General features: G+C 30.8%; 19 protein-coding genes and 1 pseudogene. 3 read left to right on the forward strand and 17 right to left on the reverse strand.

Annotated elements, in window-relative coordinates; genetic code table 11:
• A pseudogene (locus B3N22_RS19430) lies at nucleotides 1–132 on the reverse strand (sulfide/dihydroorotate dehydrogenase-like FAD/NAD-binding protein); the annotation flags it as partial.
• Between the two features lie 173 nt (nucleotides 133–305).
• Nucleotides 306–1472 carry an iron-containing alcohol dehydrogenase gene (locus B3N22_RS19435; RefSeq protein ID WP_286909701.1) on the reverse strand — a complete coding sequence of 389 codons (1167 nt, stop codon included), beginning with the start codon at nucleotides 1470–1472 and terminating at the stop codon, nucleotides 306–308.
• A 201-nt stretch (nucleotides 1473–1673) separates the two neighbouring features.
• Between B3N22_RS19435 and ilvA the strand changes: the two genes are divergently transcribed.
• Nucleotides 1674–2873 (forward strand): threonine ammonia-lyase, encoded by a 1200-nt coding sequence (ilvA, locus tag B3N22_RS19440; protein ID WP_286909703.1) that lies wholly within the window; start codon nucleotides 1674–1676, stop codon nucleotides 2871–2873.
• A gap of 74 nt (nucleotides 2874–2947) precedes the next feature.
• On the opposite strand, the gene B3N22_RS19445 is transcribed toward ilvA, so the two are convergent.
• The 6 genes from B3N22_RS19445 to B3N22_RS19470 all read right to left on the reverse strand — a co-directional run bounded on the left by B3N22_RS19445 (nucleotide 2948) and on the right by B3N22_RS19470 (nucleotide 8658).
• Nucleotides 2948–3796, reverse strand: coding sequence for a 3-hydroxybutyryl-CoA dehydrogenase (locus tag B3N22_RS19445; protein ID WP_021800324.1), 849 nt, complete (start codon nucleotides 3794–3796; stop codon nucleotides 2948–2950).
• Between the two features lie 88 nt (nucleotides 3797–3884).
• Nucleotides 3885–4895, reverse strand: coding sequence for an electron transfer flavoprotein subunit alpha/FixB family protein (locus tag B3N22_RS19450; RefSeq protein WP_286909705.1), 1011 nt, complete (start codon nucleotides 4893–4895; stop codon nucleotides 3885–3887).
• 18 nt (nucleotides 4896–4913) lie between these two features.
• Nucleotides 4914–5693 (reverse strand): electron transfer flavoprotein subunit beta/FixA family protein, encoded by a 780-nt coding sequence (locus B3N22_RS19455; protein WP_021800322.1) that lies wholly within the window; start codon nucleotides 5691–5693, stop codon nucleotides 4914–4916.
• A 19-nt stretch (nucleotides 5694–5712) separates the two neighbouring features.
• Nucleotides 5713–6852, reverse strand: a complete 1140-nt coding sequence (locus tag B3N22_RS19460; protein ID WP_021800321.1) for an acyl-CoA dehydrogenase — start codon at nucleotides 6850–6852, stop codon at nucleotides 5713–5715.
• Nucleotides 6853–6880: 28 nt separating this feature from the next.
• Nucleotides 6881–7663: a short-chain-enoyl-CoA hydratase gene (locus tag B3N22_RS19465; RefSeq protein ID WP_286909709.1), complete on the reverse strand. Its 783-nt coding sequence runs from the start codon at nucleotides 7661–7663 to the stop codon at nucleotides 6881–6883.
• A gap of 362 nt (nucleotides 7664–8025) precedes the next feature.
• Nucleotides 8026–8658 (reverse strand): redox-sensing transcriptional repressor Rex, encoded by a 633-nt coding sequence (locus tag B3N22_RS19470; RefSeq protein WP_238903328.1) that lies wholly within the window; start codon nucleotides 8656–8658, stop codon nucleotides 8026–8028.
• Between the two features lie 349 nt (nucleotides 8659–9007).
• Here B3N22_RS19470 and B3N22_RS19475 point away from each other — a divergent pair, with 349 nt between their 5' ends.
• Nucleotides 9008–9520, forward strand: a complete 513-nt coding sequence (locus tag B3N22_RS19475) for a ferritin (protein ID WP_286909712.1) — start codon at nucleotides 9008–9010, stop codon at nucleotides 9518–9520.
• 445 nt (nucleotides 9521–9965) lie between these two features.
• On the opposite strand, the gene B3N22_RS19480 is transcribed toward B3N22_RS19475, so the two are convergent.
• From B3N22_RS19480 to B3N22_RS19500, 5 genes are all read right to left on the reverse strand, one after another.
• The gene (locus B3N22_RS19480; RefSeq protein WP_286909714.1) at nucleotides 9966–11678 is read right to left on the reverse strand and encodes an ABC transporter ATP-binding protein; all 1713 of its coding nucleotides are present in this window, start codon (nucleotides 11676–11678) and stop codon (nucleotides 9966–9968) included.
• A gap of 116 nt (nucleotides 11679–11794) precedes the next feature.
• Nucleotides 11795–12346 carry a DUF3867 domain-containing protein gene (locus B3N22_RS19485; RefSeq protein WP_286909716.1) on the reverse strand — a complete coding sequence of 184 codons (552 nt, stop codon included), beginning with the start codon at nucleotides 12344–12346 and terminating at the stop codon, nucleotides 11795–11797.
• An 81-nt stretch (nucleotides 12347–12427) separates the two neighbouring features.
• Complete coding sequence (locus tag B3N22_RS19490) at nucleotides 12428–12970, reverse strand: restriction endonuclease (RefSeq protein ID WP_286909718.1); 543 nt, start codon at nucleotides 12968–12970, stop codon at nucleotides 12428–12430.
• 10 nt (nucleotides 12971–12980) lie between these two features.
• Entirely contained in the window at nucleotides 12981–13484 is a 504-nt protein-coding gene (locus tag B3N22_RS19495) for a restriction endonuclease (RefSeq protein ID WP_286909721.1), read from the reverse strand.
• On the reverse strand, nucleotides 13477–14793 hold the full coding sequence (locus tag B3N22_RS19500) for a hemolysin family protein (protein ID WP_286909723.1): 1317 nt from the start codon (nucleotides 14791–14793) through the stop codon (nucleotides 13477–13479). Before B3N22_RS19500 ends, B3N22_RS19495 begins: the two co-directional genes overlap by 8 nt.
• 120 nt (nucleotides 14794–14913) lie before the next feature.
• Here B3N22_RS19500 and B3N22_RS19505 point away from each other — a divergent pair, with 120 nt between their 5' ends.
• Nucleotides 14914–15594 carry a DUF554 domain-containing protein gene (locus B3N22_RS19505; RefSeq protein ID WP_286909725.1) on the forward strand — a complete coding sequence of 227 codons (681 nt, stop codon included), beginning with the start codon at nucleotides 14914–14916 and terminating at the stop codon, nucleotides 15592–15594.
• 32 nt (nucleotides 15595–15626) lie between these two features.
• Here the strand turns inward: B3N22_RS19505 and B3N22_RS19510 are convergent, their stop codons facing one another.
• The 4 genes from B3N22_RS19510 to B3N22_RS19525 form a co-directional block, all read right to left on the reverse strand.
• On the reverse strand, nucleotides 15627–15923 hold the full coding sequence (locus tag B3N22_RS19510) for a hypothetical protein (protein ID WP_073021549.1): 297 nt from the start codon (nucleotides 15921–15923) through the stop codon (nucleotides 15627–15629).
• A 102-nt stretch (nucleotides 15924–16025) separates the two neighbouring features.
• Complete coding sequence (locus B3N22_RS19515; protein ID WP_073021547.1) at nucleotides 16026–16451, reverse strand: MarR family winged helix-turn-helix transcriptional regulator; 426 nt, start codon at nucleotides 16449–16451, stop codon at nucleotides 16026–16028.
• A gap of 169 nt (nucleotides 16452–16620) precedes the next feature.
• A complete protein-coding gene (locus B3N22_RS19520) occupies nucleotides 16621–24069 on the reverse strand; it encodes a glycoside hydrolase family 3 N-terminal domain-containing protein (protein ID WP_286909728.1) in 7449 nt (2482 codons plus the stop codon).
• Between the two features lie 36 nt (nucleotides 24070–24105).
• A complete protein-coding gene (locus B3N22_RS19525; protein ID WP_286909730.1) occupies nucleotides 24106–25425 on the reverse strand; it encodes an ABC transporter substrate-binding protein in 1320 nt (439 codons plus the stop codon).
• Nucleotides 25426–25474: the final 49 nt, after the last annotated feature.

The raw sequence follows: 25474 nt of genomic DNA on the forward strand, positions 1-25474 counted from the left end.
TCTTTCACCTTTTTCATCCATCTTAACTATGATAAATTGTCCTGGATTTGATGATTTTGCTACTCTTGGTGCTTCTATATCCATTAGATAGATATTTTCGTTTAGTTGTCTTTTTTTAACTATCTTGTACACACATATCCCCCCAGATTATCTATTAATAAAACTTTTGCCATGATAATATATTAACATATTTTTCGTTATTCTTTAATTAATTTATTAATGTTTTTCTTATTTTATTATTAATCATTAAATTATATATAGAGAAATTAGCTTAAGGGAATCTATTCCCCTAAGCTAATTAATTTTTAGAAATCTACTTTAGTTCCGTAGTAAGCACATTCATATACTTTTTGCATTTGCTCTTTATCTATTGTTCTTGGATTAGATCCAGTACAAGCATCAGCTACAGCTCTTTCAGCCATAAGTGCTGCTTTTTCTTTAAATAAATTTTCATCAATTCCATACTCTTTTAATGTAAGTGGAATATCCATTTTTCTATTTAATTCTCTAATGGATTCTGTTAAAGAATCTACTAATTCTTCATCAGTTTCACCCTTTAAGCCTACGCATTTAGCTATATGAGCATATCTATCCATACATGCTTTTTTATTAAAATCTATAACATATGGAAGGTATATTGCATTAGCACAACCATGAGGTATATGGAATACTGCTCCTGATTTATGTGCCATAGAATGAGTTATTCCAAGTAGTGCATTTGTAAATGCCATTCCTGCTAAACATTGAGCATAATGCATTTGTTCTCTTGAAGACTTGTCCTCATTATAAGAATCAAATAGGTGTTCATAAACCATTTGTATAGCTTTTATTGCTAAAGGATCTGAGAAAGGTGAATTTAAAGTTGCTACATATGCTTCTATAGCATGAGTTAAAGCATCCATTCCTGTATGAGCTGTTAACTTTTTAGGCATAGTTTCAGCAAGGTCTGGATCAACTATAGCAATATCTGGTGTTATATTATAATCCGCTAATGGGTATTTTATTTCTGTCTTATAGTCTGTTATTACAGAGAAAGCAGTTACTTCTGTAGCTGTTCCTGAAGTGGAAGGTATTGCTAAGAATCTAGCTTTGTTTCTTAGTTCTGGAATAGTGAAAGGATCTTTTATGTCATCAAAAGTTTTTTCTGGATGTTCGTAGAATACCCACATAGCCTTGGCAGCATCAATTGGTGAGCCACCACCCATAGCTATAATCCAATCTGGTTCAAATTCTCTCATTAATTCTGCACCTTTAAATACTGTTTCTACTGATGGATCTGGTTCAATTCCTTCAATAAGTTTAGTTTCTATTCCTGCCTCTTCTAAGTAGCTTATAGCCTTGTCTAAGAACCCAAACTTCTTCATGGATCCTCCCCCTACAGCTATAATTGCTTTTTTACCTTTTAGAGTTTTTAAATACTCCATAGAGCCTGATCCGAAATACAAATCTCTTGGCAAAGTAAATCTGTTCATATACATCCTCCTCAAAATAAATTCCCTCATTTTATCCTACATTTACCACAATATATATTATATACCTGTGTGATAATCTTAACAATATGTCTTATAATATTTAATAAATTGTTGAAATAATATACTCTTAATTATGTAATAAATTCTTCCTTATATGTGCTATAATATTCTACAGTAACTTATTCATAAGGGGGCAGAACAATGTATTTGGACAAAATAAAAGAGGCTAGAAATACAATAAAGGATGTAGTTATAAAGACTCCCATAATGTATAGCGATATTTTTTCTAAAGAAACTAATAACAAGGTTTATATGAAGTGCGAAAATCTTCAATTAACTGGAGCCTATAAATTAAGAGGAGCTTTAAACAAACTTCGTTCATTAACTGAAGAGCAAAAATCTAGGGGAGTTGTATGCTCATCTGCAGGTAATCATGCTCAAGGGGTGGCTTATGCTGCAACACTTGAAGGTGTTAAGTCAAAAATAGTTATGCCTAAAACTACTCCACTTATAAAAATTCAATCCACTAAAAATTTTGGTGGAGAGGTAGTTCTTCATGGAAACGTGTATGACGATGCCTACGCTGAGGCTAGAAGAATTGAGGAAGAAGACGGCTTATACTTTCTTCATCCTTTTAACGACATAGATGTAATATTAGGACAAGGAACCCTTGCTCTAGAAATTTTTGAAGAGATAGACGATATAGATGTAATAGTTTGTCCTATAGGTGGAGGGGGACTCATTAGTGGTATTGCTTTAGCTGCAAAAGAATTAAAGCCTTCTATTAAAGTAATAGGTGTTCAGGCAGAGGGAGCTAATGCTATGGAACTATCCTTTAAAAAAGGTTCTTTAATAAGCCTCGATACGGTTAGCACAATAGCAGATGGTATAGCTGTTAAGGTGCCTGGTGATTTAACCTATGAATTTATAAAAACCTATGTTGACGACATAGTAACAGTATCTGATGCAGATATAGCAGAAAGCTTTATTCTTCTTACAGAAAAACATAAACTTTTGGCTGAGGCTTCTGGTGTAGCTTCATTAGCTGCTTTAAAGAAATTAAATCTAGAAAATAAAAAAATTGTTTCTATTATAAGTGGTGGAAATATAGATATGGTTACTATCTCAGCACTTATTAATTCTGGTCTAGTATCTAGAGGAAGACTTTTCTGTTTTTCAGTTGAACTTCCTGATACCCCTGGACAACTTCTAGAGATCTCAAGAATACTTACTTCAGTTAGAGCTAATGTAATCCAGCTTGAACATAATCAATTTAAGGCTATAGATAGACTTAAAAATGTGCTTCTAGAAGTTACAGTTGAAACTAATGGACACTCACATATAGAAATGATTAAGAATGAATTATCTAAAAATGGATATGTAATAAATCATGTTTATTAAATCCAAAAAAATCCCCCTGCAATAAATTGCAAGGGGATTCTTTGGATTTATATAGTGGTAAAATGTAAGCTAAATTAAGCGTTGTAGTTGTGGAATCCTCTTCCACTCTTTCTTCCTAACCATCCAGCTCTAACATACTTTCTAAGAAGTGAGTGAGCTCTGTACTTAGTGTCACCTGTTTCAGTGTAAAGTACATCCATGATAGCTAGACAAACATCTAGACCTATAAGGTCTCCTAATGCTAAAGGTCCCATTGGGTGATTAGCACCAAGTTTCATAGCTGTATCTATGTCTTCTGCAGAAGCGATATCTTCTGCAAGTATTCCTACTGCTTCATTAATCATAGGGATAAGGATTCTGTTAACAACAAATCCTGGAGCTTCTGCTACTTCTACTGGCTCTTTGCCAATAGCTACAGAAACTTCTTTAACCGCTTCAAATGTTTCATTTGAAGTAGCCATTCCTCTGATTACTTCAACCAATTTCATTATAGGTGCTGGGTTGAAGAAGTGCATTCCTATAACTTTATCTGGTCTTTTTGTAGCTGCTGCTACTTCTGTTATTGAAAGAGATGAAGTATTTGAAGCTAAAATAGTTTCTGGCTTACAAATCTCATCTAATTGAGCGAATATTTCTCTTTTAATTTTCATGTTTTCTACTGCTGCTTCAACAACTAAATCACAATCAGCTGCTAAATTTAAATCAGTAGTTCCTGAAATTCTTGAAAGGATTGCATCCTTATCTTCTTCAGTTATTTTTCCTTTTGCTGCTAGTTTTTCAACATTCTTTTGAATTCCAGCAAGTCCTCTATCTACAAATTCATCTTTAATATCTCTTACTATTACTTCAAAACCTTTTTGTGCAAACGCTTGAACAATACCTGCTCCCATAGTACCTGCACCAAGAACAAAAATCTTTTCCATATTACTAACCTCCATTATTTTAAGGTATTTTCTAAGGGGGGGATTTCTCCCCCTATATTATTGTAACCTAAATTTAGGTAATTAACAATTATGCATTTTCTTTTAATGCTTTTACTTGAGCTGTTAATTCTGGAAGAACTTTTGTTAAATCTCCAACTATAGCATAGTCAGCTAACTTCATTATTGGTGCGTTAGCATCTTTGTTTATTGCTATAATTAAATCTGAATCTTGCATACCAGCAACGTGTTGAATAGCTCCTGATATACCACATGCTATATATATAGTTGGTCTAACTGTTTTTCCTGTTTGACCTACTTGTAAATTTTTATCTAACCATTCTTTTTCTATAGCCGCTCTTGAACCACCAACAGTTCCACCTAAAGCTTCTGCTAACTCTTCTAATAGTTTGAAGTTTTCTTTAGATCCAACTCCTCTACCACCAGAAACTATGAAATTAGCTTCACTTATATCAACTATATCTTTTTTCTCTTTTACTATTTCTATAACTTTTGTTCTTACATCTTCTTGTGTAAGCTTAACATCAACTTTGATTACTTCAGCATTGTTTCCAGCTTTTTCTGATTTTGAGAAAACGCCTGGTCTTACTGTAGCCATTTGTGGTCTGTGATCTTGGCAAGCTATAGTAGCCATTAAGTTACCACCGAAAGCTGGTCTTGTAGCTAATAAGAACTTTCCATTTTCATCTATATCTAATGAAGTACAGTCTGCTGTTAATCCTGTTGTTAATCTAGCTGCTACTCTAGGACCTAAATCTCTTCCTACAAATGTAGCTCCTATAAATAATATTTCTGGTTTTCTATCATTTGCAAGGTCACAAATAACCTTTGTATATCCGTCAGTTGTATAATGAGTTAGTAATTCATGTTCAGCTACTAAAACTTCGTCTGCTCCATGAGTAGCTAATTCTTCTACTAAATTTGATACATTATTTCCAAGAAGTAAAGCCGTAAGTTTTACTCCTAATTTATCTGCAATTTTTCTACCTTCGCCTAATAATTCAAGAGAAACCTTTTGAAGTTCTCCTTCTCTTTGCTCAGCGAAAACCCAAACTCCTTTGTAATCTGCTATATTACTCATTACTCTTACCTCCTAATATTAGATGTAGTGTTTTTCTTTTAATTTTTCTAAAACGTAACTAGCTGCTTCTTTTGCTGGTTTTTCAACTAATTCTCCAGCTCCCTTAGTTTCCTTAGTCATAGATTTCTTAACCTTAGTTGGAGAACCTGGCAATCCAAGCTCAGCTTTATCTACATCAATATCATTCACTGACCAAACTTTAATTTCAGCATCTTTAGTATCAAATATACTTGCGATGTTCATGTATCTTGGGTTATTTAATTCTTTTATTGCTGTTAATAATACTGGTGTTTTTACTTCAACTAATTCATATCCATCTTCTAATGCTCTGTTTATAGTTAATAAGTCACCATTTACTTTTACTTCTTGAACGTAAGTTACTTGTGGAATATCTAAATGTTCAGCTATTTCTGGTCCAACTTGTGCAGTATCTCCATCAATCGCTTGTCTTCCAGCAAATATTATATCGTATTCTAATTTCTTTAAAACTCCTGCTAGTGCTTTTGAAGTTGCAAGAGTATCTGATCCTGCAAATGCTCTATCAGTTATTAATATAGCTTCATCAGCTCCCATAGATAATGCTTCTCTTAAAGCATCCTTTGCTTGTGGAGGTCCCATACTTACTATTGTAACTGTTGCTCCGTAAGTTTCTTTAAGAACTAATGCTTCTTCTAATGCGTGTTTATCTTCTGGATTTATAATTGATGGAACTCCATCTCTTATAAGTGTTCCTGTTTTTGGATCTATTCTTACAGCTGTTGTATCTGGAACTTGCTTTAAACAAACTACTATTTTCATATTATTAAGCCTCCCTTAATTACTTTATAACATTTGCAGCGATAACCATTCTTTGAACTTCTGAAGTTCCTTCATAGATTTCAGTTATCTTAGCATCTCTCATTAATCTTTCTACTGGATATTCTTTAGTATATCCGTATCCACCAAATATTTGAACTGCTTTAGTTGTTACTTCCATAGCTACTTCTGACGCAAATAATTTTGCTCTTGCAGCATCTAATGAATATGGAAGTCCTTGATCTTTAAGCCATGCAGCTTTATAAACAAGTTGTCTTGCAGCTTCTACTTTAACATCCATATCAGCTATCATCCATTGTAATCCTTGGAATGCTGAAAGTGGTCTACCAAATTGTTTTCTTTCTTGCATGTAAGCAATTGCTTCTTCTAAAGCTCCTGCAGCAAGTCCTAATGCTTGAGCAGCTATACCAATTCTTCCTCCATCAAGAGTTTTCATTGCTATACCAAAGCCTTTTCCTTCAGCTCCTAATAAGTTTTCTTTTGGAACTATACAGTTTTCCATGATAAGTTCTGTAGTTGAAGATGCTCTTATACCCATCTTGTTTTCTAATTTACCTATTGAGAATCCTGGGAAGCTTTTTTCTACTATGAAAGCAGATATTCCTTTTGTTCCTTTGCTTCTATCTGTCATAGCAAATATTATGAAAGTTTCTGCAACTCCACCATTTGTTATGAATATTTTTGATCCGTTTAATATATAATTATCTCCATCTAAAACAGCAGTAGTTTGTTGTCCTGATGCATCTGTACCAGCACCTGGTTCAGTTAATCCGAAAGCACCAAGTTTTTCACCCTTAGCTAATGCTGGAAGATATTTTTCTTTTTGTGCTGCATTACCAAATGCGTCAACTACACATGCACATAATGAAGTATGAGCTGAAACTATAACGCCGTGAGTTCCACATACCTTTGATAATTCTTCTACTGTCATTATATATGATAAGGTGTCTCCACCAGCTCCACCATATTCTTTTTTAAATGGAATACCTAACATTCCAAGTTTAGCCATCTTTTTAGTGTTTTCCATTGGAAACTCTTCTGTTTCATCAATTTCACCTGCTATAGGCTTTACTTCATTTAATGCAAATTCTCTAACCATTTGTCTTACTAATTGTTGTTCTTTTGTCAATGCGAAATTCATATTTTTACCTCCTTAATTCGTACCTTAATTATTTATTTTGGAAGCTTTTAGCTCTTCTTTCGATAAAAGCATTCATTCCTTCTTTTTGATCTTCTGTTGAGAAACATTTGCCGAAATCTTGTGCTTCTATTGCTATTGCTTCATCTATATTAACTTGCATTCCTCTGTTTATTGCATCTTTGCATAGCTTAACTGCTATAGGTGCATTTTCTGCTATTTTATTAGCCATAGCAAAAGCTTCTTCCATAAGATTTTCTAGAGGAACAACTTTATTAACTAATCCTATTCTTAATGCTTCGTCAGCCTTGATAATGTCACATGTATAAATTAATTCTTTAGCTTTTCCTAATCCAACTAATCTTGGTAATCTTTGAGTTCCACCAAAACCTGGAGTTATTCCTAGACCAACTTCTGGTTGTGCGAATTTTGCTTTTTCAGATGCTATTCTTATATCACATGCCATAGCAAGTTCACAACCTCCACCTAAAGCAAAACCTGATATAGCAGCTATTACTGGCTTGTCTAAATTCTCTAATCTTCTAAAAACTTTATTGCCTAAAATACCGAATTCTTCACCTTGTGCTTCGTTTAAATCTTTCATTTCTGAAATATCTGCGCCTGCAACAAATGACTTTTCACCAGCACCTGTTAAAATAACTACATAGCAATCTTTATCATTTTCTAATTCGTTAATAACTACGTCTAAATCCTTTAATGTTTCTGAATTTAAAGCATTTAAAGCTTTTGGTCTATTGATAGTCACTACCGCAACTCTTTCTTTCTTTTCAAGAGTAACATTTTTTAATTCCATGGTGGTAATCCTCCTTAAAATATAAAGCTAAATTTTTAGTAGGTTTCATAATACAATTTTAGACAAATTATTGGTTTTTTGTTAAATTATATAACCGTTTTATTAACTCTTTGTTAATATTATAACAATTAATTTCAAAAAAAATGACCAACTCTTTGACTTCAATATGATTATAATATGTATAAAAGTTATTTGCAAGGCTTTTATGGCATTTTTCTCTATTAAATAAATTAATATCAAAGTTGTTTTATCTATCATCAGGATAAAATTGTATTGAATATAAAATTTATCCTATCTATATTGATAATACTCTGTCAAATAAATTCACAGTTTTTTTAATGAAAAAAGAGAGGTTTCCCTCTCTATTGCTCTTTTTCATTCAATAAATATATTAACGTAAGTACACTTTCACTTAAGTGAACATTTTCTATTGTTATATCCTCTGGAGCATCTAAATCAATAGGTGCAAAATTCCATATTCCTTTAACTCCACCTTGAACTAATTTATCACATACCTTTTGAGCATTGTTTTTAGGTACACATATTACCCCTATATCAACTATATTATTTTTCAAATACTCAGGCACTCTATCTATGTCTTGTATCTCTATGTCTCTTATTTTTATTCCTACAAGTTTAGGATTTGCATCAAAAATACCAATTATATTAAAACCAAATCTATCAAATCTATAGTTAGCAATTGCCTGCCCTATATTACCAGCACCTATTATTATTGTGTTATAATCTTTATTTAACCCTAAAATGGAGCTTATTTGGGCATGAAGTTCTCTTACATTGTATCCGTAACCCTGTTGTCCAAAATCGCCAAAACAATTCAAATCTTGACGTATCTGTGATGCTGTAAAGCCTATCTTTTCACTTAATTCTTTTGAGCTTATTCTATCAACATCGTTTCTTAAAAGTTCTCCTAAGTATCTATGGTATTTAGGCAATCTTTTTATAACTGCCATTGATATATTTTTTTTCTTTTCCATATTAGCACCTCTTTCAATATTTCTCTATACACCAAATGTCAAATTCTAAATTGTGAAATTATTATATATTTTTACTCATATTTATATTCTTAAATAGAATTATCAGTATATTTATTATAAATACCCTATATTAATTCTTAACTATACTATTTTATCATAAATACTGCATATTATCTAGTATTGTAAATGTTTAATATAATTATTAGTATACTAATAATTATATATCAATATCCATTTAATAACAAAACTTTTGTTTTAAACTTATAGTAATACTACTTTTCTCATAATTATTGAATAATAATTCTTCAAATAGTATAATTTAACTAAAGAATATTTTGGAGGTGTTTTAATGTTAAGTGATAAATTACAAGCCGCTTTAAATGAACAAGTAAACTATGAACTTTATTCTTCTTATAGCTATTTAGCTATGTCTGCTTATTGTGAAACTTTAGATTTACCTGGTTTCGCTAATTTTTTCAGAGTTCAAGCCCAAGAAGAACTTTCTCATGCTATGAAGTTCTATGATTACATATTTCAAAAAAATGGAGAAGTTAAACTTAAAACTATTGAACAACCACTTTTAGGTTTTGATAGTGTAATCCATGCTTTTGAAACTGCCTATGAACACGAACAAGGTGTTACAAAAAGAATTTACAATCTAACAGATTTAGCTACAGAAGAAAAAGAACATGCAACTATAAGTTTATTAAAATGGTTTATAGATGAACAAGTTGAAGAGGAAGATACTTTTAACAAGCTTATAAAGAAGTTAAAAAGATCAATAGAAAATCCTGCTGCACTTTATATGCTGGATGATGAGCTTGCTCAAAGAGTATACACTCCCCCAACTACTACTGTATAAAATCTAGTTACTATATTAAAAAATGAGACTTATATATAGCTCAACCCTTGCTATATATAAGTCTCACAATTTTAATTAAGATTCAAACCTAATTGTTGATAATCTAAAACAGGAAATTCCTGTAGCTACTCCCTTATGCCTGAAAGTATTCTCAACCAAATAGATTATATTTAAAATATCATAGTTTGTCAATATAAATCGAATTATGACTTTTAATATTTATCAGCTCTTCTTAATCCCATAATAGTAAAAATGATTCCTAACATTATAATTATAATGCTCATATTAAATAACATAAAAACACCTCTATATTTAATTCATCTAAAGTATATTACTTACATTTACTTTCTTCAATAACTATATATTTAACTATTAAACTTTAAATCTTACTATAACTAGCTATTAAATCAAATACCTTCGTTTTTCTCAATATAGCAGTATTTTTCTATCTTTCTGAAAGACTATATAAAGAAGCATATATCCCATCATTTTTTATTAACTCTTTATGAGTTCCTTTTTCAGCTATTCCCTCTGGAGTTAATACAACAATCTCGTCTGCATTCTTTATCGTTGATAGTCTGTGAGCTACTATTAATGTTGTTCTACCTATTGTTAGTTCTTCTAAGGATTTTTGTATTATCATCTCAGTTGTGTTATCAAGTGCAGATGTAGCTTCATCTAAAATAAGTATCTTAGGATTCTTTAAAAACACTCTAGCTATTGATAATCTTTGTTTTTGTCCACCTGAGAGCTTTAATCCCTTTTCTCCAATATAAGTATTATATCCATCAGGTAAATTTATAATAAACTCATGTATATTAGCTCTTCTAGCAGCCTCAACTACTTCTTCTTCTGAAGCTTCTGGATTTCCATAAAGAATATTTTCTAATATAGTTCCAGTAAATAAGAATACATCTTGCTGAACTATCCCTATATTTTTTCTTAAAGATTCTCTATTCACAGTAGTTATATCTACTCCATCAATCTTAATTATACCTCCGTCTAGTTCATAGAACCTAGGAACTAAGTGACAAAGAGTAGTTTTCCCTCCACCAGATGGACCAACTAACGCAACTGTTTGTCCAGATTTTATATTTAGATTTAAATCTTGTAATACATGTGTTTCTTCGTCATCATATTTAAAACTTACACCTTCAAATTCTATATTTCCGTCTACAGTTCCCATCTCAATAGCTTTTTCAGAATCTTCCTCTTCTTGTTCAGCCATAAGTTCTTGGAATCTTTCAAATCCTGTCATTCCCGATTGTAGCTGTTCTACAAAATTTATTAATCTCTTTATGGGATCCATAAACAGTTTTATATATAATAAATATGCAACATAGTCACCTATAGTTATATATCCTTTGAATGTAAAGAATCCACCTATACCTAATACTATAAGATTAAGTATATCAACAATAAAGAACATTCCAGAATAAAATTCTGCCATAGCTTTATATGCATATTCTCTTGCTTTTCTAAATTTATTGTTACCTACTTGAAATTTGTCTATTTCGTATTTGGTATTTGTAAAAGCCCTTGATACTCTTATTCCTGCAATAGAGTTTTCTAACGACGCATTTACATCTCCTATTTCTATTCTAGTTTTCTTAAAGGCATCATTCATTTTAATTCTTTTCTTTATTGCATACCATATTAAAACAGGTATAAATGCAAAAGTTATAAGTGTCAGTGGTATATTTATAGTACATAAAACTATAAATGATCCTATAAGCATTATTAATGATATAAATAAATCCTCTGGACCATGGTGTGCTAATTCTGATATCTCCATTAAATCATTCATTATTCTAGACATTATAACACCAGTTTTATTATTATCAAAATAATTAAATGGAAGCTTTTGTAGATGTTTAAAAATCTTTTTTCTCATGTCAGCTTGCATTCTTACACCGACTACATGTCCCCAATATTGAATAAAGTAGTTTAATACTAATTTTAATGCATATATAAATATTAAGGTTATGCTCCAAACAACAAGTAATCTTAAATTTTGATTTGGTACATAATCATTTATTATATTTCTGGTAATCATAGGATAAAATAAATCACATATTGATACTAAAAACGCACAGAACATATCAATAGCAAATAATTTTTTGTGTGGTTTATAATACTTTATAAATTCTTTAATCAAAATATCCCTCCTTAGTTAGATAATTTCATCATTCTATTATAGCATTTTGAAAATTTATTGCAAATTTCAGAAAATACAATTTCTAAAAGAATAAAAAAATAGCTATAAAAGCTATTTTAATAAATGTAATTATTCACATTTTCACATAATGATATATTAAGCTTATCGTCTTTTAATATCTTTTTATATGAGCACAAAAATTCATTTAATTCGTTATCTGTTAAATCTATCTTTCCTGAGCTATTAATCATAACTTGATTATTATCTAAATATATCGTAATATCATTTTTGCTATTTTTTATAGAATAATTCTGTATGCTTTTAGTAGTAAGTCTATTTTTATATTTTTCTTGAAAACCTATTACTTTCCTAGCTTCCTCATAGTTTGCTCCATTTAGATCTACTCCCATAGTCTTCATCTGAGCTTCTAGGTTTTCAGCATCAAAACCGTATCTTTTCATAATTTCTTTTTGTATATTTACTAGCTTTTCTTGAGATATGTTATTTTCAGCAGTATATTTATTAATTTCTTTCATCATATCTGCCATAGTTATTTTCCCTTGTGTTAAGTCATAATATAAGGAATAAATATATGTTTCAAATTTATCTATATCTTTATCTCTAGCTTTATTCTTGAGGTCATTAAAGTCTATAATTCTATCATCCATAGCCATTCCTCCAATATTCTGTATACTACCTATTATAATAGATTTTTATCTATAATGGAACTAATTGAAACTTAATAACATTTAATTTAAACCATCTATTATATTATATTCCTTATTTGCTTCAGTTTTTAAAATTTCTTCAATATCTACAAAAACAATAGAAAACTTATTTTTATTGCTTTCACTTATCTTAATTGCCTTTGTTTCAACTTTCCCGCAATATACTATTACACCTTCGAATATATTATTTTTTATCATAGCACCTATAAAATCCAATACCACTTCACTATCAACCGATTCCTTACTGCATCTTAATAATACTTTCTTATCTTCTTTTCTACATATAATCTCTTTTACTGTATTTTTATTATTAAGTATTCCAAAGTTCTCATATCCTAGTTCCTTAAAATAACCTTCACAAAATAATATATACTCGTAATCAGTCAACCTATTTACTTCCTTAATATTTAGTCGTTTATTCTTAAGCGCTTCTAATCTCTCTTCTTTTCCCCTAATAACTTTTACACTATTAATAAAGTTTTGTAACAAAATTATTGATTTTAAAGATACTATAACTAATAGTGTTCCATATATAACTCCATAAAAACTATCTAAAATACTCATGACACCCTCCTCAATACCACAATTGTCTTTTTTTATTGCATATAGAATCTCCATCAATTAAACTTATATTAAATTTATCTGATATTGATTTAATATACGCTTTAGATTCATCATCAAAAGCACTCGATGTTATAAATACTCCCTGAATCAGATTCTTTGATGCCATAAACCCGACCTCTTGTTGTAAAGATTCTACCCCTATCTTACCAGAAGAACTATAGATCATTTTCATCAACCCTAAAGAAGAGTTTTTTTCATAAATAAACTTAGTTTCACTTTTATTTTTATTTGCATATTCACGTATGAACTTGTATCCCATTTTATTTACAAGCTCTTTAATCCAATCATAGAATTCATACTCATCTAATTCTTTTAAATCCTCTATAGATATAAACCCATATTCTAAAAAATCTCTATTAAACTGCTTTTCTTTGTATATGTTAAAATTATTAAGACTTTTCTCTAACAGATTAATTATAAATATAGCAATTAATAAAATAATTATTTTAGTCATTTATTTTCTCCTTTTTCTGAATAGCTAACTTTACTCTCTCTATTCTCTTATCACCTAAAGTATCAACATTTATTAGTAGATTATCATATTCTATTAAAGTATTATCTGTTTCTTTAGGTATATTCCCTAACTTCTCCAACATAAATCCACCAATAGTTTCTGCATATTGAGAAACTATCTCTATATGTAGTTCTTCATTAATATCTTCTAATGAACACTTACCATCTATACTGTAAGTACTAGAATCAAGTTTTATAATAGAATTTTCTTCTTCATCATATTCATCAGATATATCTCCCATAACCTCTTCTATTATATCTTCTATAGTTACTACCCCCGAAAAACCTCCATATTCATCTATTAAAATAGCCATATGATTTTTACTTGTTTTCAGTTCTTTAAACAATTCGTCTATATTTTTATTCTCTGGTACAAAATAGGCTGGTTTTATAATATTTCTAATATCTGTACTTTCTATATCTCCTTTAGACAAATGAGTTAGTATATCTTTTATATTAAGTACACCTATTATATTATCTATATCCTCTTCATATATAGGTATCCTTGAAAATTTTTCATTTATTAATTCATCAATCAATTCAGTAAAATTATCTTCTGCATTAATCATATATACTTCTGTTCTAGGCGTCATTATTTCTCTTGCAACTTTATCATCGAACTCAAATATTCCATCTAACATGTCTCTTTCAGTTTTATTTATTACTCCATGCTCTTCTCCTATATTAATAAGAGACTTTATCTCCTCTTCTGTTACTTTCTCCTCCAATCCTTCTGTGCTTATCCCTAATATTCTTATTAATAGATTTGTGGATGCCGAAAGAAACTTAACAAATGGCTTAGCTATTTTAGATAAAAATACAATTATATTAATTGAAAACATAGCAACAACTTCAGCCTTTTGCAAAGCTATTCTCTTAGGTAACAGTTCACCTAAAACCAAAGTCAAATATGATATGACTATAGTTGTTAGTATTAATGCTATTTGCTGACTATAGGGAATATTATAATAGCTTAATTTATTAGCAAAATTATTAGAAATGCCAGTAGCTGCTGAAGCACTAGCAAAAAATCCAGCTAATGTAATTCCAACTTGTATAGTAGCTAAAAAATTACTTGGTTCATCTAGTAGTTTTATTAATGCTTCTGCTTTTTTATTTCCTTCAGCTGCTAACATATTTATTTTATTTTTATTTAAAGAAACTATTGCCATTTCTGAGGCAGCAAAAAAGGCATTTATACACACTAATATCAAAATTATAATAATACTGCTTAACGAATTTTCTTCCATTAAAAACACTCCCTCATAATTGCATTTTACTATTTTAAGTATTGAACTATTTAGGCTTTGTTATTCAATATTATCGATTAATGTTATAATATTTATGTTAATAAGAAAGGGGCTTTAAAAATGTTAGGAACTATAGTTAATTTTTTTACTATTTTTGTTGGTGGAATAATTGGGGTGTTATTAAAAGGTGGACTACCTAAGAGATTTACCGACACTATTATGAGCGGTGTAGCTTTATGTGTAATATACATAGGTATTTCAGGCACTTTAAAAGGTGAGAATATGTTACTAATTGTAATTTCTATAGCCATTGGTTCATTACTTGGTGAATTAATAAATATTGATGAGAAATTAATTCTTTTAGGTAACTTCATAGAAAATAAAGCTAAGAGTTTTTCTAAAGATACATCTATATCATTAGGTTTTGTCACTGCTAGTTTATTATTTTGCGTTGGAGCTATGGCAGTTGTTGGTTCGCTTGAAAGCGGACTTTTAGGCAAATATGATATTTTGTTTACAAAATCAATTTTAGATGGGGTTACAGCACTAATTCTTTCTTCTACCTTAGGTATAGGTGTTATATTATCTGCTTTTAGCGTATTAGTTTATCAAGGTCTTATCACTCTAGCAGCATCATTACTGCAAAATATTTTAACTACCCCTATTGTAAATGAAATGAGCGCTGTGGGTAGTCTTTTAATCATTGGGATTGGGCTAAACATGTTAGGAATTACAAAAATCAAGGTAGCTAATATGTTACCTGCTATATTTATACCTATCATCTATGGGTTATTCTTTTAAAGTTAAAAGCGAGCTATATTAGCCCGCTTTTATTATAATCCTAAAAGTTTAAGTATATTATCTATTCTTCTTAATCCAAAATCTACTGGTTTGATGTCTAAATATTTTACGCCTCTTTTGCTTAAATCCTCTTTTACCTTTGCTTGTACTAATATCATTTCTGGTGACATCAAAACCACATCTACACCGTCTAGCACGTCAACATATTCATTTTCATCAGCGAATACCCATTCAAATGGCAGATTATTATTTTCTCTATAAGCTTCTGCATCCTTTTTAAAGGCCTTAGATTGTCCTGTTTTTTTGCACATTACTAATACTTTATTCATTTAAATCATCCCTTCTTGCTACTAAAATTATAAAAAATATTTTACCCACTACTATTTTATCACTTATAATAACATTTACAAAGAGTTCCTGAATATTTTTTATTATTCTATTGAAATTATTAGTTTCTTAACAATATTCTCAATAGATTGTCTTTCTTCTACAGTAATAATATTATTTTCAGCTTCACTTTCATTGTATATTTTTATAAACAAAGCCTCGTTTTCTCTTCCTTTATTACTTAACATCATGTAGCACATTCTTTTATCTGATTCCGAATATTTTTTTTCAATTAAATCATATCTTATAAGCTTATTTACTAACTGAGTTACTGTCGACTTATCTTTATTTATAAAAGAAGCTATCTCTTTCATACAAAGTCGTTTTTCTTTAGAAAATATTATTCCAATTAATATAGCAAAATGTGATGCTCCTAATCCAATAAAATTTTCTTGTTTTAATTTGTTTTCTATAGAATTATTATATTTGTCCAAGAATTTACTAAATAAAACACTTATTTCTCTATACACTACGCAACCCTCATATCTATATGTATTTATTTTCCTATAATACTATTATCGTACATGTAGTAGAAACTTTAGAGTAAAAATTAGCTATTACACCAACATTAAATAGCTAGTGTAATAGCCTCACATTATTTTATCAGCAATTAATTAAATATCTTAGGTTTTATTGTTTTTAATAATTTTCTTTTCTCTTTCTCTTGATAACAAATATCCCAGCCAATGTTGCCATCATTCCCAAAGCTAATAATCCATTCATGTCAAGGGTACCACCTGTTTGAGGAAGTACTTCACCATTATTACTATTGCTAGCCTTTTCAGCTACTATGAATTTTGAGAAGTGTGAAGTTGTAAATATAACTTTATTTCCATCAATCTTAGTATCCATAACTTCAAACTTGTTTGTTTCTTCATTATAATAGAATACAGCTAACTTTGATTTATCTAATCCCTTTAATTCTTCATCTGTTAATGTTATTGTTATCTCTGCAAGCCCATCTTTAAAGTTATGCACTTCTACAATACTATCTCCATTAACTACGGATAAGCTGAAGTTAAATACTTTCTTTATCCCTTTGATATTTTTAGTTAAATCATTCCTATCTTCTATAGAAGTTTTAAATATCACTTTTGATCCATCAGTAAGAAGGCTTCTATCTATTAATTCAAATGGTAAACTTATATTTAACTTATCGCTCTTTATTTCTAAACTTCCTTTACCATTTCTTATTGCTTCTATATCCGTTATTTCTACTATAACATCTTTGCCTTCATTTTTAACTTCCGCAACATTTTTACCATCTTTGTTGCTTATCTTAGAAATTTCAACAACCATATTTCCATTTTCATCAGTTATAATTGTCACTGGTTGCTCTCCTGGGTTTCCTGGTTCTTCAGGATCTGTTGGGTTACCTGGATCTGGATTCCCTGGTTCTACTACTTTTTCTACTTTAACAGATCTTTCAAGAGTTACTACATTACCATCTTTATCTACTATTTTATATACAACTTTATATTCTCCAGCTTTTGAGGTATCAACATTATTTGATAAAATTTCTATTACTGAAGTTAAATCTTCTCCATCTATATCATATGCCTTAACCTCTTTAAGTGGATCAAAAGTTTCTCCAACCTTTAATGTAATATTTCCTGCTTCAATAACCCCTTTATCAAGAACTCTAACTATAAATATTCTTTCAGATTTATTCCCTGCATTATCTACAGCTTCAACTTTCACTCTAAATACACCATTTTTAGACGTATCTACCACATGTGTAATTACTGCTTTTGAAGTTATATCTCCATCTTTATTATCAGTTACCTTTAAGCCTAAGTCATTTATAGGGTTAAATTCAGAACCTACTGCTATTATAACATTGTGCCCTTCTATAACTGGTGCTGTACCATCTTCTCTTATAGTAAGCTTAAATATTTTTTCAGTTTTGTTACCAGATTCATCAGTAACTGATGCTGTAATCATATATTCTCCAACTGTATCATACTTAACATTACTATCATCTATTATAACTTTAGAAGTTATATTGCCATCCATATCATCAATAGCTACAACAGATAATACTTTTAGTAGATCTACAGTGGTACCTTTTTCTATTGCTGCATCCTTACCTGTTAATTCAGGTGCTCCACTATCTTTTACTGGCTCAAATGATACTGATCTATAATTATATCCATCACCATCAACATATACCCTTATAGTTTGTATACCCTTTTCAAGTGATACATAAATAGGTGTGCTTGTATCGATAAATTTACCCCAATCTCCTGTTGAAGTTAGTGGCAATCTACCTAATTCTTTACCTTCGCCAGTTTGTATAACGGCTACAGCCCCACCAACATTTGTTGCATAATTTAGGTTAACTTTATACTTTCCTGCTTCAGTTACATTTACTGAATAGTCAAGATAAGTTCCTGCTACAGTACATCCAATATTCTTTATATTATTCTTCGTTTCAATAGCATATCCCTTATCCTTAGATGCACTATAGAAACTATCAGCTAAAATAGTAGATTTCTCTCCTAGAGTTCCACTAATAACTTGAGGTTGTGCTTTTTTCTCAATTTTAATTGAGCTTAATGTGAATCCTGGGTTTACAGCTTCAAATCTCAAAGTTTGAACTCCAGACTCTAGAGTTATAGTATCCTTAAATTCATTTGTTGCTCCCCAGAAGTTACCCATGCTATAAGTTACTAGATTACCTGCAATATTAGTTCCCATTCCTTGACTTACTTTTATCGCATTAGTTACTCCGCCATTATTGTTAGCTGTGTAAGTTAATGTATAAGCCCCAGCATCTTTTACATCTAGATAATAATCTACTCTATTTCCTGCAACTACATTTGCTGCTAAAGAACCTTTTGTCCTATATGCATTAGTTTCAGTTAAAGTCACTGAAGTATTTTCTATTACGTTTGCTGTAGGTAATTGAGTTCCCTTTTCACATGTAATATCTGTAGTTAATGCATTATTGCCTGTAGAATCTGTATAAGCCTCAACTGGTACATTTACTGTTAAAATTAAATCTTCATAATAAGTTTTCCAGTCTTTTAAAGTAACTTTTACATGAGTTGGATCTACATATTGAACTGAATCTAATTTAACATATCCGCTAGAGATTATATCTCCTGATAAAGTAATAGTATTTACTTTATCCTGTACAAAAGTTCCACCACTTAAAGTAATCATTAATTCTTTTGCGTTAAGTTCTATCTTATTAATCGATGATAAAGATTCACCATCATTATTAGCAACTATAACAAAATCATCAGTTATACTATAATTTTTAGATTCTCTACCTAATAATTCTTTAGCTGACATTGAAACTGTAACAGTTTTATCTAAATCAAAATCAACAGCTCTTTCACCTAAAAGAGTTATTTTTGCATGAGTTGCATCTATCCTCTCTACGTCAAAATCTACTCCTGATGGAAGATTAGATATATTCCAATTGCTCTTATCTAAACTAGCTACAAAACTTGCATCTGTAAGATTAACTTTTATTTCTTTTCCATTTAAAGAATTTTCAGTAATTGTGTTTTCTTCTAATTCAATTACTGGCCCTATCGAAAACCAATTAAGATCAAACCCTACTTTATTTACTAATTTAATTATCTGTTCCCCTTCTGTAAGACTTATACTTACAGTTTGAGTTTGCCAGTTATTCCATCCACCAGTAGTATCTAATTCAATATCATTACCTATCTTATTGCCATTTGAATATACTTCAAATGTAGGTTTTTCATTACCTGATGTAATATTTAAATTAAAACTATATTCTCCGGCTTCTTGAACATTAACTTTGTATTCCACAAAATCATTAGGATCAAAATAGCCCACATGTCCATTTTCTATTACAATACCTTGTGAATTTACAACGTTCTCTGCTTCAATCTTTCCTGGTAAAGATTGTACTTCCTTAACTTTTTCAAATTTAATATTTTTAATATTAAATTCTCCATCTATTTTAAGTCTTATTTTCTGAATTCCTGTTTTCTCAAATTTAATTAAATTTTGAGCTACAGAGTAAACATTCCAATCATTACTCCATGATGTTTGAGCTATCTTTACAGTTGATAAGGTTTTTGTTCCATCTTCTGAAGAAACTACAATACTCTTATTTCCACCATATGGATTTGCCACCTCGAAAGAAACATTATACGATCCAGCTTCTTTGACATCAAGTAAATAATCTATAAAAGTATTTTCTTTAAGGTACCCAATATGATCTCCTTCTATTTTTACATTATCAGTTGCCTTAATAAAGTTTGTTGAACTAAATTTTCCTGAAACAGAATTAATTTTTGAAACGTCTACTGGATTCCATATATAGGTTGCAACATTTTTAGCTGGTATTACATCACCTATTTGAACGCCTTCACTTAACACTTTAAACTTTTGAGCTTTATCAGTTTGATTAATAACAACCATAGCAATTGATCCATCTGGATTCTTAAATGCTACATTTGTAACAGTATCTGCTGATCCATAGTTAGTATCAATTCTTATAGCACCCGGTCTTATAAACTTAGAGAATTGACCAGAAATATAATATTCTGGAGTTGCCCAATAATTTTCTCTATCATTAGCATCTTGTACCCACATAGTTGGATCTGGAGTTCCTGTCCATTGTTCAGGAGCTATATTACTATCCAACATGGTAACCCATGAAGTATAAGTTTCAGCATAATTTCTAAAATATTGAGCTATTCTATCAGCACCTTTAGTTCCCCATACAGATCTTTCAGTTAAATTCATAGATTTTTCTGGATATAAATTATGAACTTGAGTCATAGCTGTAGGCTCTCCACCATAATCATGGAATGCAACACCATCTACAGCTGCATATCCTTCTAAATCATTTAATATAGGCGAAACGTAACTTACTGCACTACTAAAGTTATGGTCAAACGCCCAAACCTTAGGGTCTATATTTTTTGCTTTAAGAACGCTACTCTTTGCAACCTCAGCTTTAATAGCTATAGCTAACTTTCTTTCTTGTTCAGAAGTCATTTTACAACTTGGATAGTTAATTTCTAATTCTGGTTCATTTTGAAGAGTCATAGCATACATAGGTATTCCTAATTTCGCATACTCTTCCATAAATCTTATATAATATTTAGCAAGATCATCTATATAATCATCATTTAATGCACCACCTTTTAAAAGTTTTGCATTATTTTCATAGCTTTTACTACTTGATGTTTGAACTTTCATCCATCCTGGAGGTGTCCAAGAAGAAGCAAATATTTTAACATCTGGGTTTATAGCTAAAGCTTCTTTTATTGTTTCTACTATCTTATAATCTATATCCTTTTGAATTGAGAATCCTTTACCAGTTGTATTATACCAATCTGGATTGCTTGGATCTTGAATATTATCATAATAAGTGTAGAATTCTTGTCCTGTGAAGTCAGCTGTTCCTATAGTAACTCTTAGTAAACTCATTCCTGCTCCATTTTCTGGATCTAAAAGTTTAGTTAAGAATTCAGTTCTTTTTTCTTTAGACATTTTAGCTAAGTTATTAACTGTAGATTCTTCCATAGATGTTCCCATACCTACAAAGGTTTGATATTCTTTTGAAGTATCAACAGTTATAGTTGTGGCTTCTTGACCATCAGGTGAAGTAATATCAATATTATCTTTTTGACTAAGTGCATTTGATATTTCCTTTGGAGAATCATACCAACTCATACTACCTGATTGCTCAGATGAACTCATATATACTTCAACAGCACTATCTTCAATAATTTGCCCTTGAGGAGTATAAGTTACATCATCATCTGGAACTTCTGGTGCTTCATAGTCACCTATTTTAGTAAAGCTCATCCAATTGAAATTGAAGTTACCACTTCCAGCTCTAAATCTTAATGTTTGCTTCCCTGCTTTAAGGTTAGCTACACCTTTTACAGTTTGCCAATTCTGCCATCCCGTTGTATCAGGAACATTAGTCTTGGTTAATAATGTTGATCCTAGTAATAATTCAACACCACCTGTTGATCCACCTGGACTTGCAACTCTAAATTCAACTTCATATTTAGCATCTTCAGCAACATTTACATAATAATCTAACCAATCTCCAGCATCAGTATAACCTGCATTTTGTCCACCGCGAGTATCACTAGTAGTTTCAAACTGGAAGCCACTTTGGGTTGAATAAGCTTCTGTTTCTACTTTTCCTGGTACTGGAATAGAAGGTTTATCTTGTTTCTCTGGTTTTGCTGGTAATTCTTTATTTTCACCTTTTTTAAGTCCAAAACCATAATTGAATAATGCTTTTCCATTTTCATGTTTTGTTGTTATATCTTCTGCATACCATGGCCATGTCATAGTAAGCTTTCCTGTAAAATCGTAATTACCGAATAATACATCAGCTACGCCTTGACCTTCAGTCCCTGGTAGCCATGCTTCAACTAAACCGTCAAAATCTTCTACTTGATCAGCTATAGTAATAGGTCTTCCTGTTACTAAAACTGCAACCACTGGTAAATCAGGATTAGTTTCTTTTATATTTTTTAGTGTTAATAAATCATCTGCATCTAATGTTAGCTTATCTGGAGTTCGATCTCCATCTGTTTCTGCATAAGGAGTTTCTCCTATAACTACTATTGCTACATCATTTTCAGCTGATGCTCTACCACGTTTGTTATAACTTACTTTAACATCTGAGCCTACAGATTCTTGTATACCTTTAAGTATAGTTGTTCCTGGAGTAATGTTACCTGTGCTTCCTTGCCAAGTTATAGTCCATCCACCACTTTGTATTCCTATATCATCTGCACTCTTTCCAGCTACAAGAATATTTTTCTTATTCTTTAATTGTCCTACTATATCGTTATCATTTTTGAGTAAAACTAATGATTCTCTAACAGCTTGTCTTGCTATTTCTCTATTTTCTAATGAACCAACAGTGCTTAATAAGTCTCTTTGAGCATATGGATCTTCGAAAAGCCCCATTTCAAACTTAACTGTTAGTATTCTTGTTACAGCATCATCTATTCTAGTTTCCGATACTTTACCCTCTTTTACTAAAGCAGTTAGATCAGTTATAAAGTTCTTCCATTCATTAGGTTCCATAGCCATATCAACACCTGCGTTTATAGCTACAGCTATCTTATCTTTCTGACTACTTATACCGTTTCCTGTTATTTGTTTAATACCCTCATAATCAGATACAACAATGCCTTTAAACCCTAAATCTTGCTTTAATACTTTAGTAATTAAATCAGCATTTCCATGACACTTTACTCCATTTATACTATTGTAAGATACCATTACAGATCTTACTCCTGCATTAACTGCTGCTTGATATGGAGGAAGTAATTCTTCTTTTAATGCTTTTTGGAATTCTTCTTCACTCATTACAACATTACCTTGATTAGTTCCGTTTTCTGTTATCCCTTCACCAATATAATGTTTAGCAGTAGCAATAACCTTATCATCCCTCTTAAGAGTTCTATCAGGATTTTCTCCTTGGAGACCCTTAATATAAGCTTCACCCATCTTAGCTACTAATTCTGTATTTTCTCCGAATGCTTCATAGGTTCTCCCCCATCTTTCATTATGAGGTATACCTAAAGTTGGAGCAAAAGTCCAGTTTACTCCAGTTGCTCTTACTTCTTCAGCAACTGCTTGACCTACTTTTTCTACTAATTTTTCATTTCCTGTTGCACCTAACCCTATGTTATGTGGAAATATTGTTGCGCCATAAACGTTATTATGTCCGTGCACCGCATCTACTCCATATAGAATAGGAATTTTTAATTCTGTAGATAGAGCCGCCCTTTGATAATCATCAATCATGTCAGCCCATCCTTCAGCAGTATTAGTAGATGGTAATGATCCTCCTCCACTTAACACTGAACCTAATTGATACTTCTTTAAATCCTCTGCTGTAGTAGTTTTTCTTTCCGATTGCACCATCTGAGCTACCTTTTGCTCTAGTGTCATTCTTCCAAGCAAATCTTTAACCCTATCTTCTACTGATACTCTTGAATTAAGGTAAGTTGGCACATTTCCCTCAGCGGCACCTGCTGGAAAAACATTTCCTAAAAGCATTGTAGTTGTAAAAGTTGTGGTTACGAATCTGGATAACCATTTCTTTAACATTATATAGATTTCCCCCTTCAATCAATTTATTTTTCATTACTCACTTTTTTCTTTAGCTATTTCTTTATCAACTTCCAAAAGAAAATCCTCTATGTTTTTTCCACCTAAGGCTAATTGGTAGCTTAAATCTTCAATGGAAGCCTTAAAATTAGGAGTTAAGCTATCATACCAAGGAGTTCCACTTTGAGATTCAGCATTATTAAGAATATTAACTATTTGTTTTTGTAATACACTTTCATTCTTATATCTGTTATCTTCATTTTTTTGTGCTGGAACTATAAGTCCATTTTCCCAACCCATTTTGGACCAGTTTTCTGGTTTCATCATATACTCCAATAACTTAATAGCCTCATCCTTCACTTCAGATTTTGATGAAACAGCATATCCACCTCCATTCCAAGCTACTAAACCGCCCCCATTACTTAATGGTAGATTTGTAACTCTAATATTTTGTTTGAATCTATCTGAAAGGGTAGGATTATTTTCCATTCCTACTTCCCAGGATCCCATATAGTACATTGCTGCCTTTTCTTGAGTAAATAAATTCATTGAAGCATTAAAATCTTCCTGAGATATCATTTCTTCTTTTCCATTAACTTCAATAAGCTTTTTTAAATCTTCAGCAGCCTTTTTTAAAACAACATTTTCAGAAAACTTTATATCTCCTTTTATCGCGTTATATATCAGATTTTGGTCTCCTCCCTCCATTAAAACTAAATTTTGATATAAAAGTGCTAAAGGCCATTTATCTTTAGCATTTATAGAAATAGGTGTTATTCCTATTTTGTTAAGCTTATTACATACTTCTATTAACTCTCCAAAAGTATTAGGTACATCAATAGCATATTTTTCAAATAGCGCTTTATTATAATATAGAACCATATAATCACTGCTCTTTGGTACTCCATAAAGCTTTCCATTCAAAGTAAAACCCTTCAATGACTCTTCCATAAAACCAGTCTCTTTAAAACTATCCTTATTGAGTTCTGCTACATAGCCCCCTTTCATGATTGGGCTAAAAAAAGATGGTTGTCCCCAAGTAAAAAATATATCAGGTAAATCATTACTTATAGCATAAGCTTTAAATCTCTGCTTATAAGGTTCATCTTGATAAGCTTCTACTTCAATAGTTACATTTTTATTCTCTTCCATGTATTTATCAATAAGTAGCTGCTCTAGCTTTCCTTGACCTGACCATCTCTCTGGCAAGTTTGATAAAAATTTTATTGTTATGTTTTCTTTACTAGAATTTTGCTCTTCAATACTATAATTTGAGCCTATGGCACAACCCCATAGATACATAGGTATTAAGACCATAAAAACTACTTTAATTAGATACGATTTTGTTTTTTTCATTATTCTATCTCCAGTTAAAATATAACTTATTGCTTTGTCATAATCTTCT

The sequence above is a fragment of the Clostridium sp. UBA1652 genome (genome assembly GCF_002320975.1).
In the GTDB taxonomy this organism is placed as follows: Bacteria; Bacillota; Clostridia; order Clostridiales; family Clostridiaceae; genus Clostridium_T; species Clostridium_T intestinale.

What these genes read in the sequence shown, in the direction of transcription:
- B3N22_RS19435 (WP_286909701.1), bottom strand. Translation starts at nt 1,472, where the DNA reads ATGAACAGATTTACTTTGCCAAGAGATTTGTATTTCGGATCAGGCTCT.
- ilvA (WP_286909703.1), top strand. Translation starts at nt 1,674, where the DNA reads ATGTATTTGGACAAAATAAAAGAGGCTAGAAATACAATAAAGGATGTA.
- B3N22_RS19445 (WP_021800324.1), bottom strand. Translation starts at nt 3,796, where the DNA reads ATGGAAAAGATTTTTGTTCTTGGTGCAGGTACTATGGGAGCAGGTATT.
- B3N22_RS19450 (WP_286909705.1), bottom strand. Translation starts at nt 4,895, where the DNA reads ATGAGTAATATAGCAGATTACAAAGGAGTTTGGGTTTTCGCTGAGCAA.
- B3N22_RS19455 (WP_021800322.1), bottom strand. Translation starts at nt 5,693, where the DNA reads ATGAAAATAGTAGTTTGTTTAAAGCAAGTTCCAGATACAACAGCTGTA.
- B3N22_RS19460 (WP_021800321.1), bottom strand. Translation starts at nt 6,852, where the DNA reads ATGAATTTCGCATTGACAAAAGAACAACAATTAGTAAGACAAATGGTT.
- B3N22_RS19465 (WP_286909709.1), bottom strand. Translation starts at nt 7,663, where the DNA reads ATGGAATTAAAAAATGTTACTCTTGAAAAGAAAGAAAGAGTTGCGGTA.
- B3N22_RS19470 (WP_238903328.1), bottom strand. Translation starts at nt 8,658, where the DNA reads ATGGAAAAGAAAAAAAATATATCAATGGCAGTTATAAAAAGATTGCCT.
- B3N22_RS19475 (WP_286909712.1), top strand. Translation starts at nt 9,008, where the DNA reads ATGTTAAGTGATAAATTACAAGCCGCTTTAAATGAACAAGTAAACTAT.
- B3N22_RS19485 (WP_286909716.1), bottom strand. Translation starts at nt 12,346, where the DNA reads ATGGATGATAGAATTATAGACTTTAATGACCTCAAGAATAAAGCTAGA.
- B3N22_RS19490 (WP_286909718.1), bottom strand. Translation starts at nt 12,970, where the DNA reads ATGAGTATTTTAGATAGTTTTTATGGAGTTATATATGGAACACTATTA.
- B3N22_RS19495 (WP_286909721.1), bottom strand. Translation starts at nt 13,484, where the DNA reads ATGACTAAAATAATTATTTTATTAATTGCTATATTTATAATTAATCTG.
- B3N22_RS19500 (WP_286909723.1), bottom strand. Translation starts at nt 14,793, where the DNA reads ATGGAAGAAAATTCGTTAAGCAGTATTATTATAATTTTGATATTAGTG.
- B3N22_RS19505 (WP_286909725.1), top strand. Translation starts at nt 14,914, where the DNA reads ATGTTAGGAACTATAGTTAATTTTTTTACTATTTTTGTTGGTGGAATA.
- B3N22_RS19510 (WP_073021549.1), bottom strand. Translation starts at nt 15,923, where the DNA reads ATGAATAAAGTATTAGTAATGTGCAAAAAAACAGGACAATCTAAGGCC.
- B3N22_RS19520 (WP_286909728.1), bottom strand. Translation starts at nt 24,069, where the DNA reads ATGTTAAAGAAATGGTTATCCAGATTCGTAACCACAACTTTTACAACT.
- B3N22_RS19525 (WP_286909730.1), bottom strand. Translation starts at nt 25,425, where the DNA reads ATGAAAAAAACAAAATCGTATCTAATTAAAGTAGTTTTTATGGTCTTA.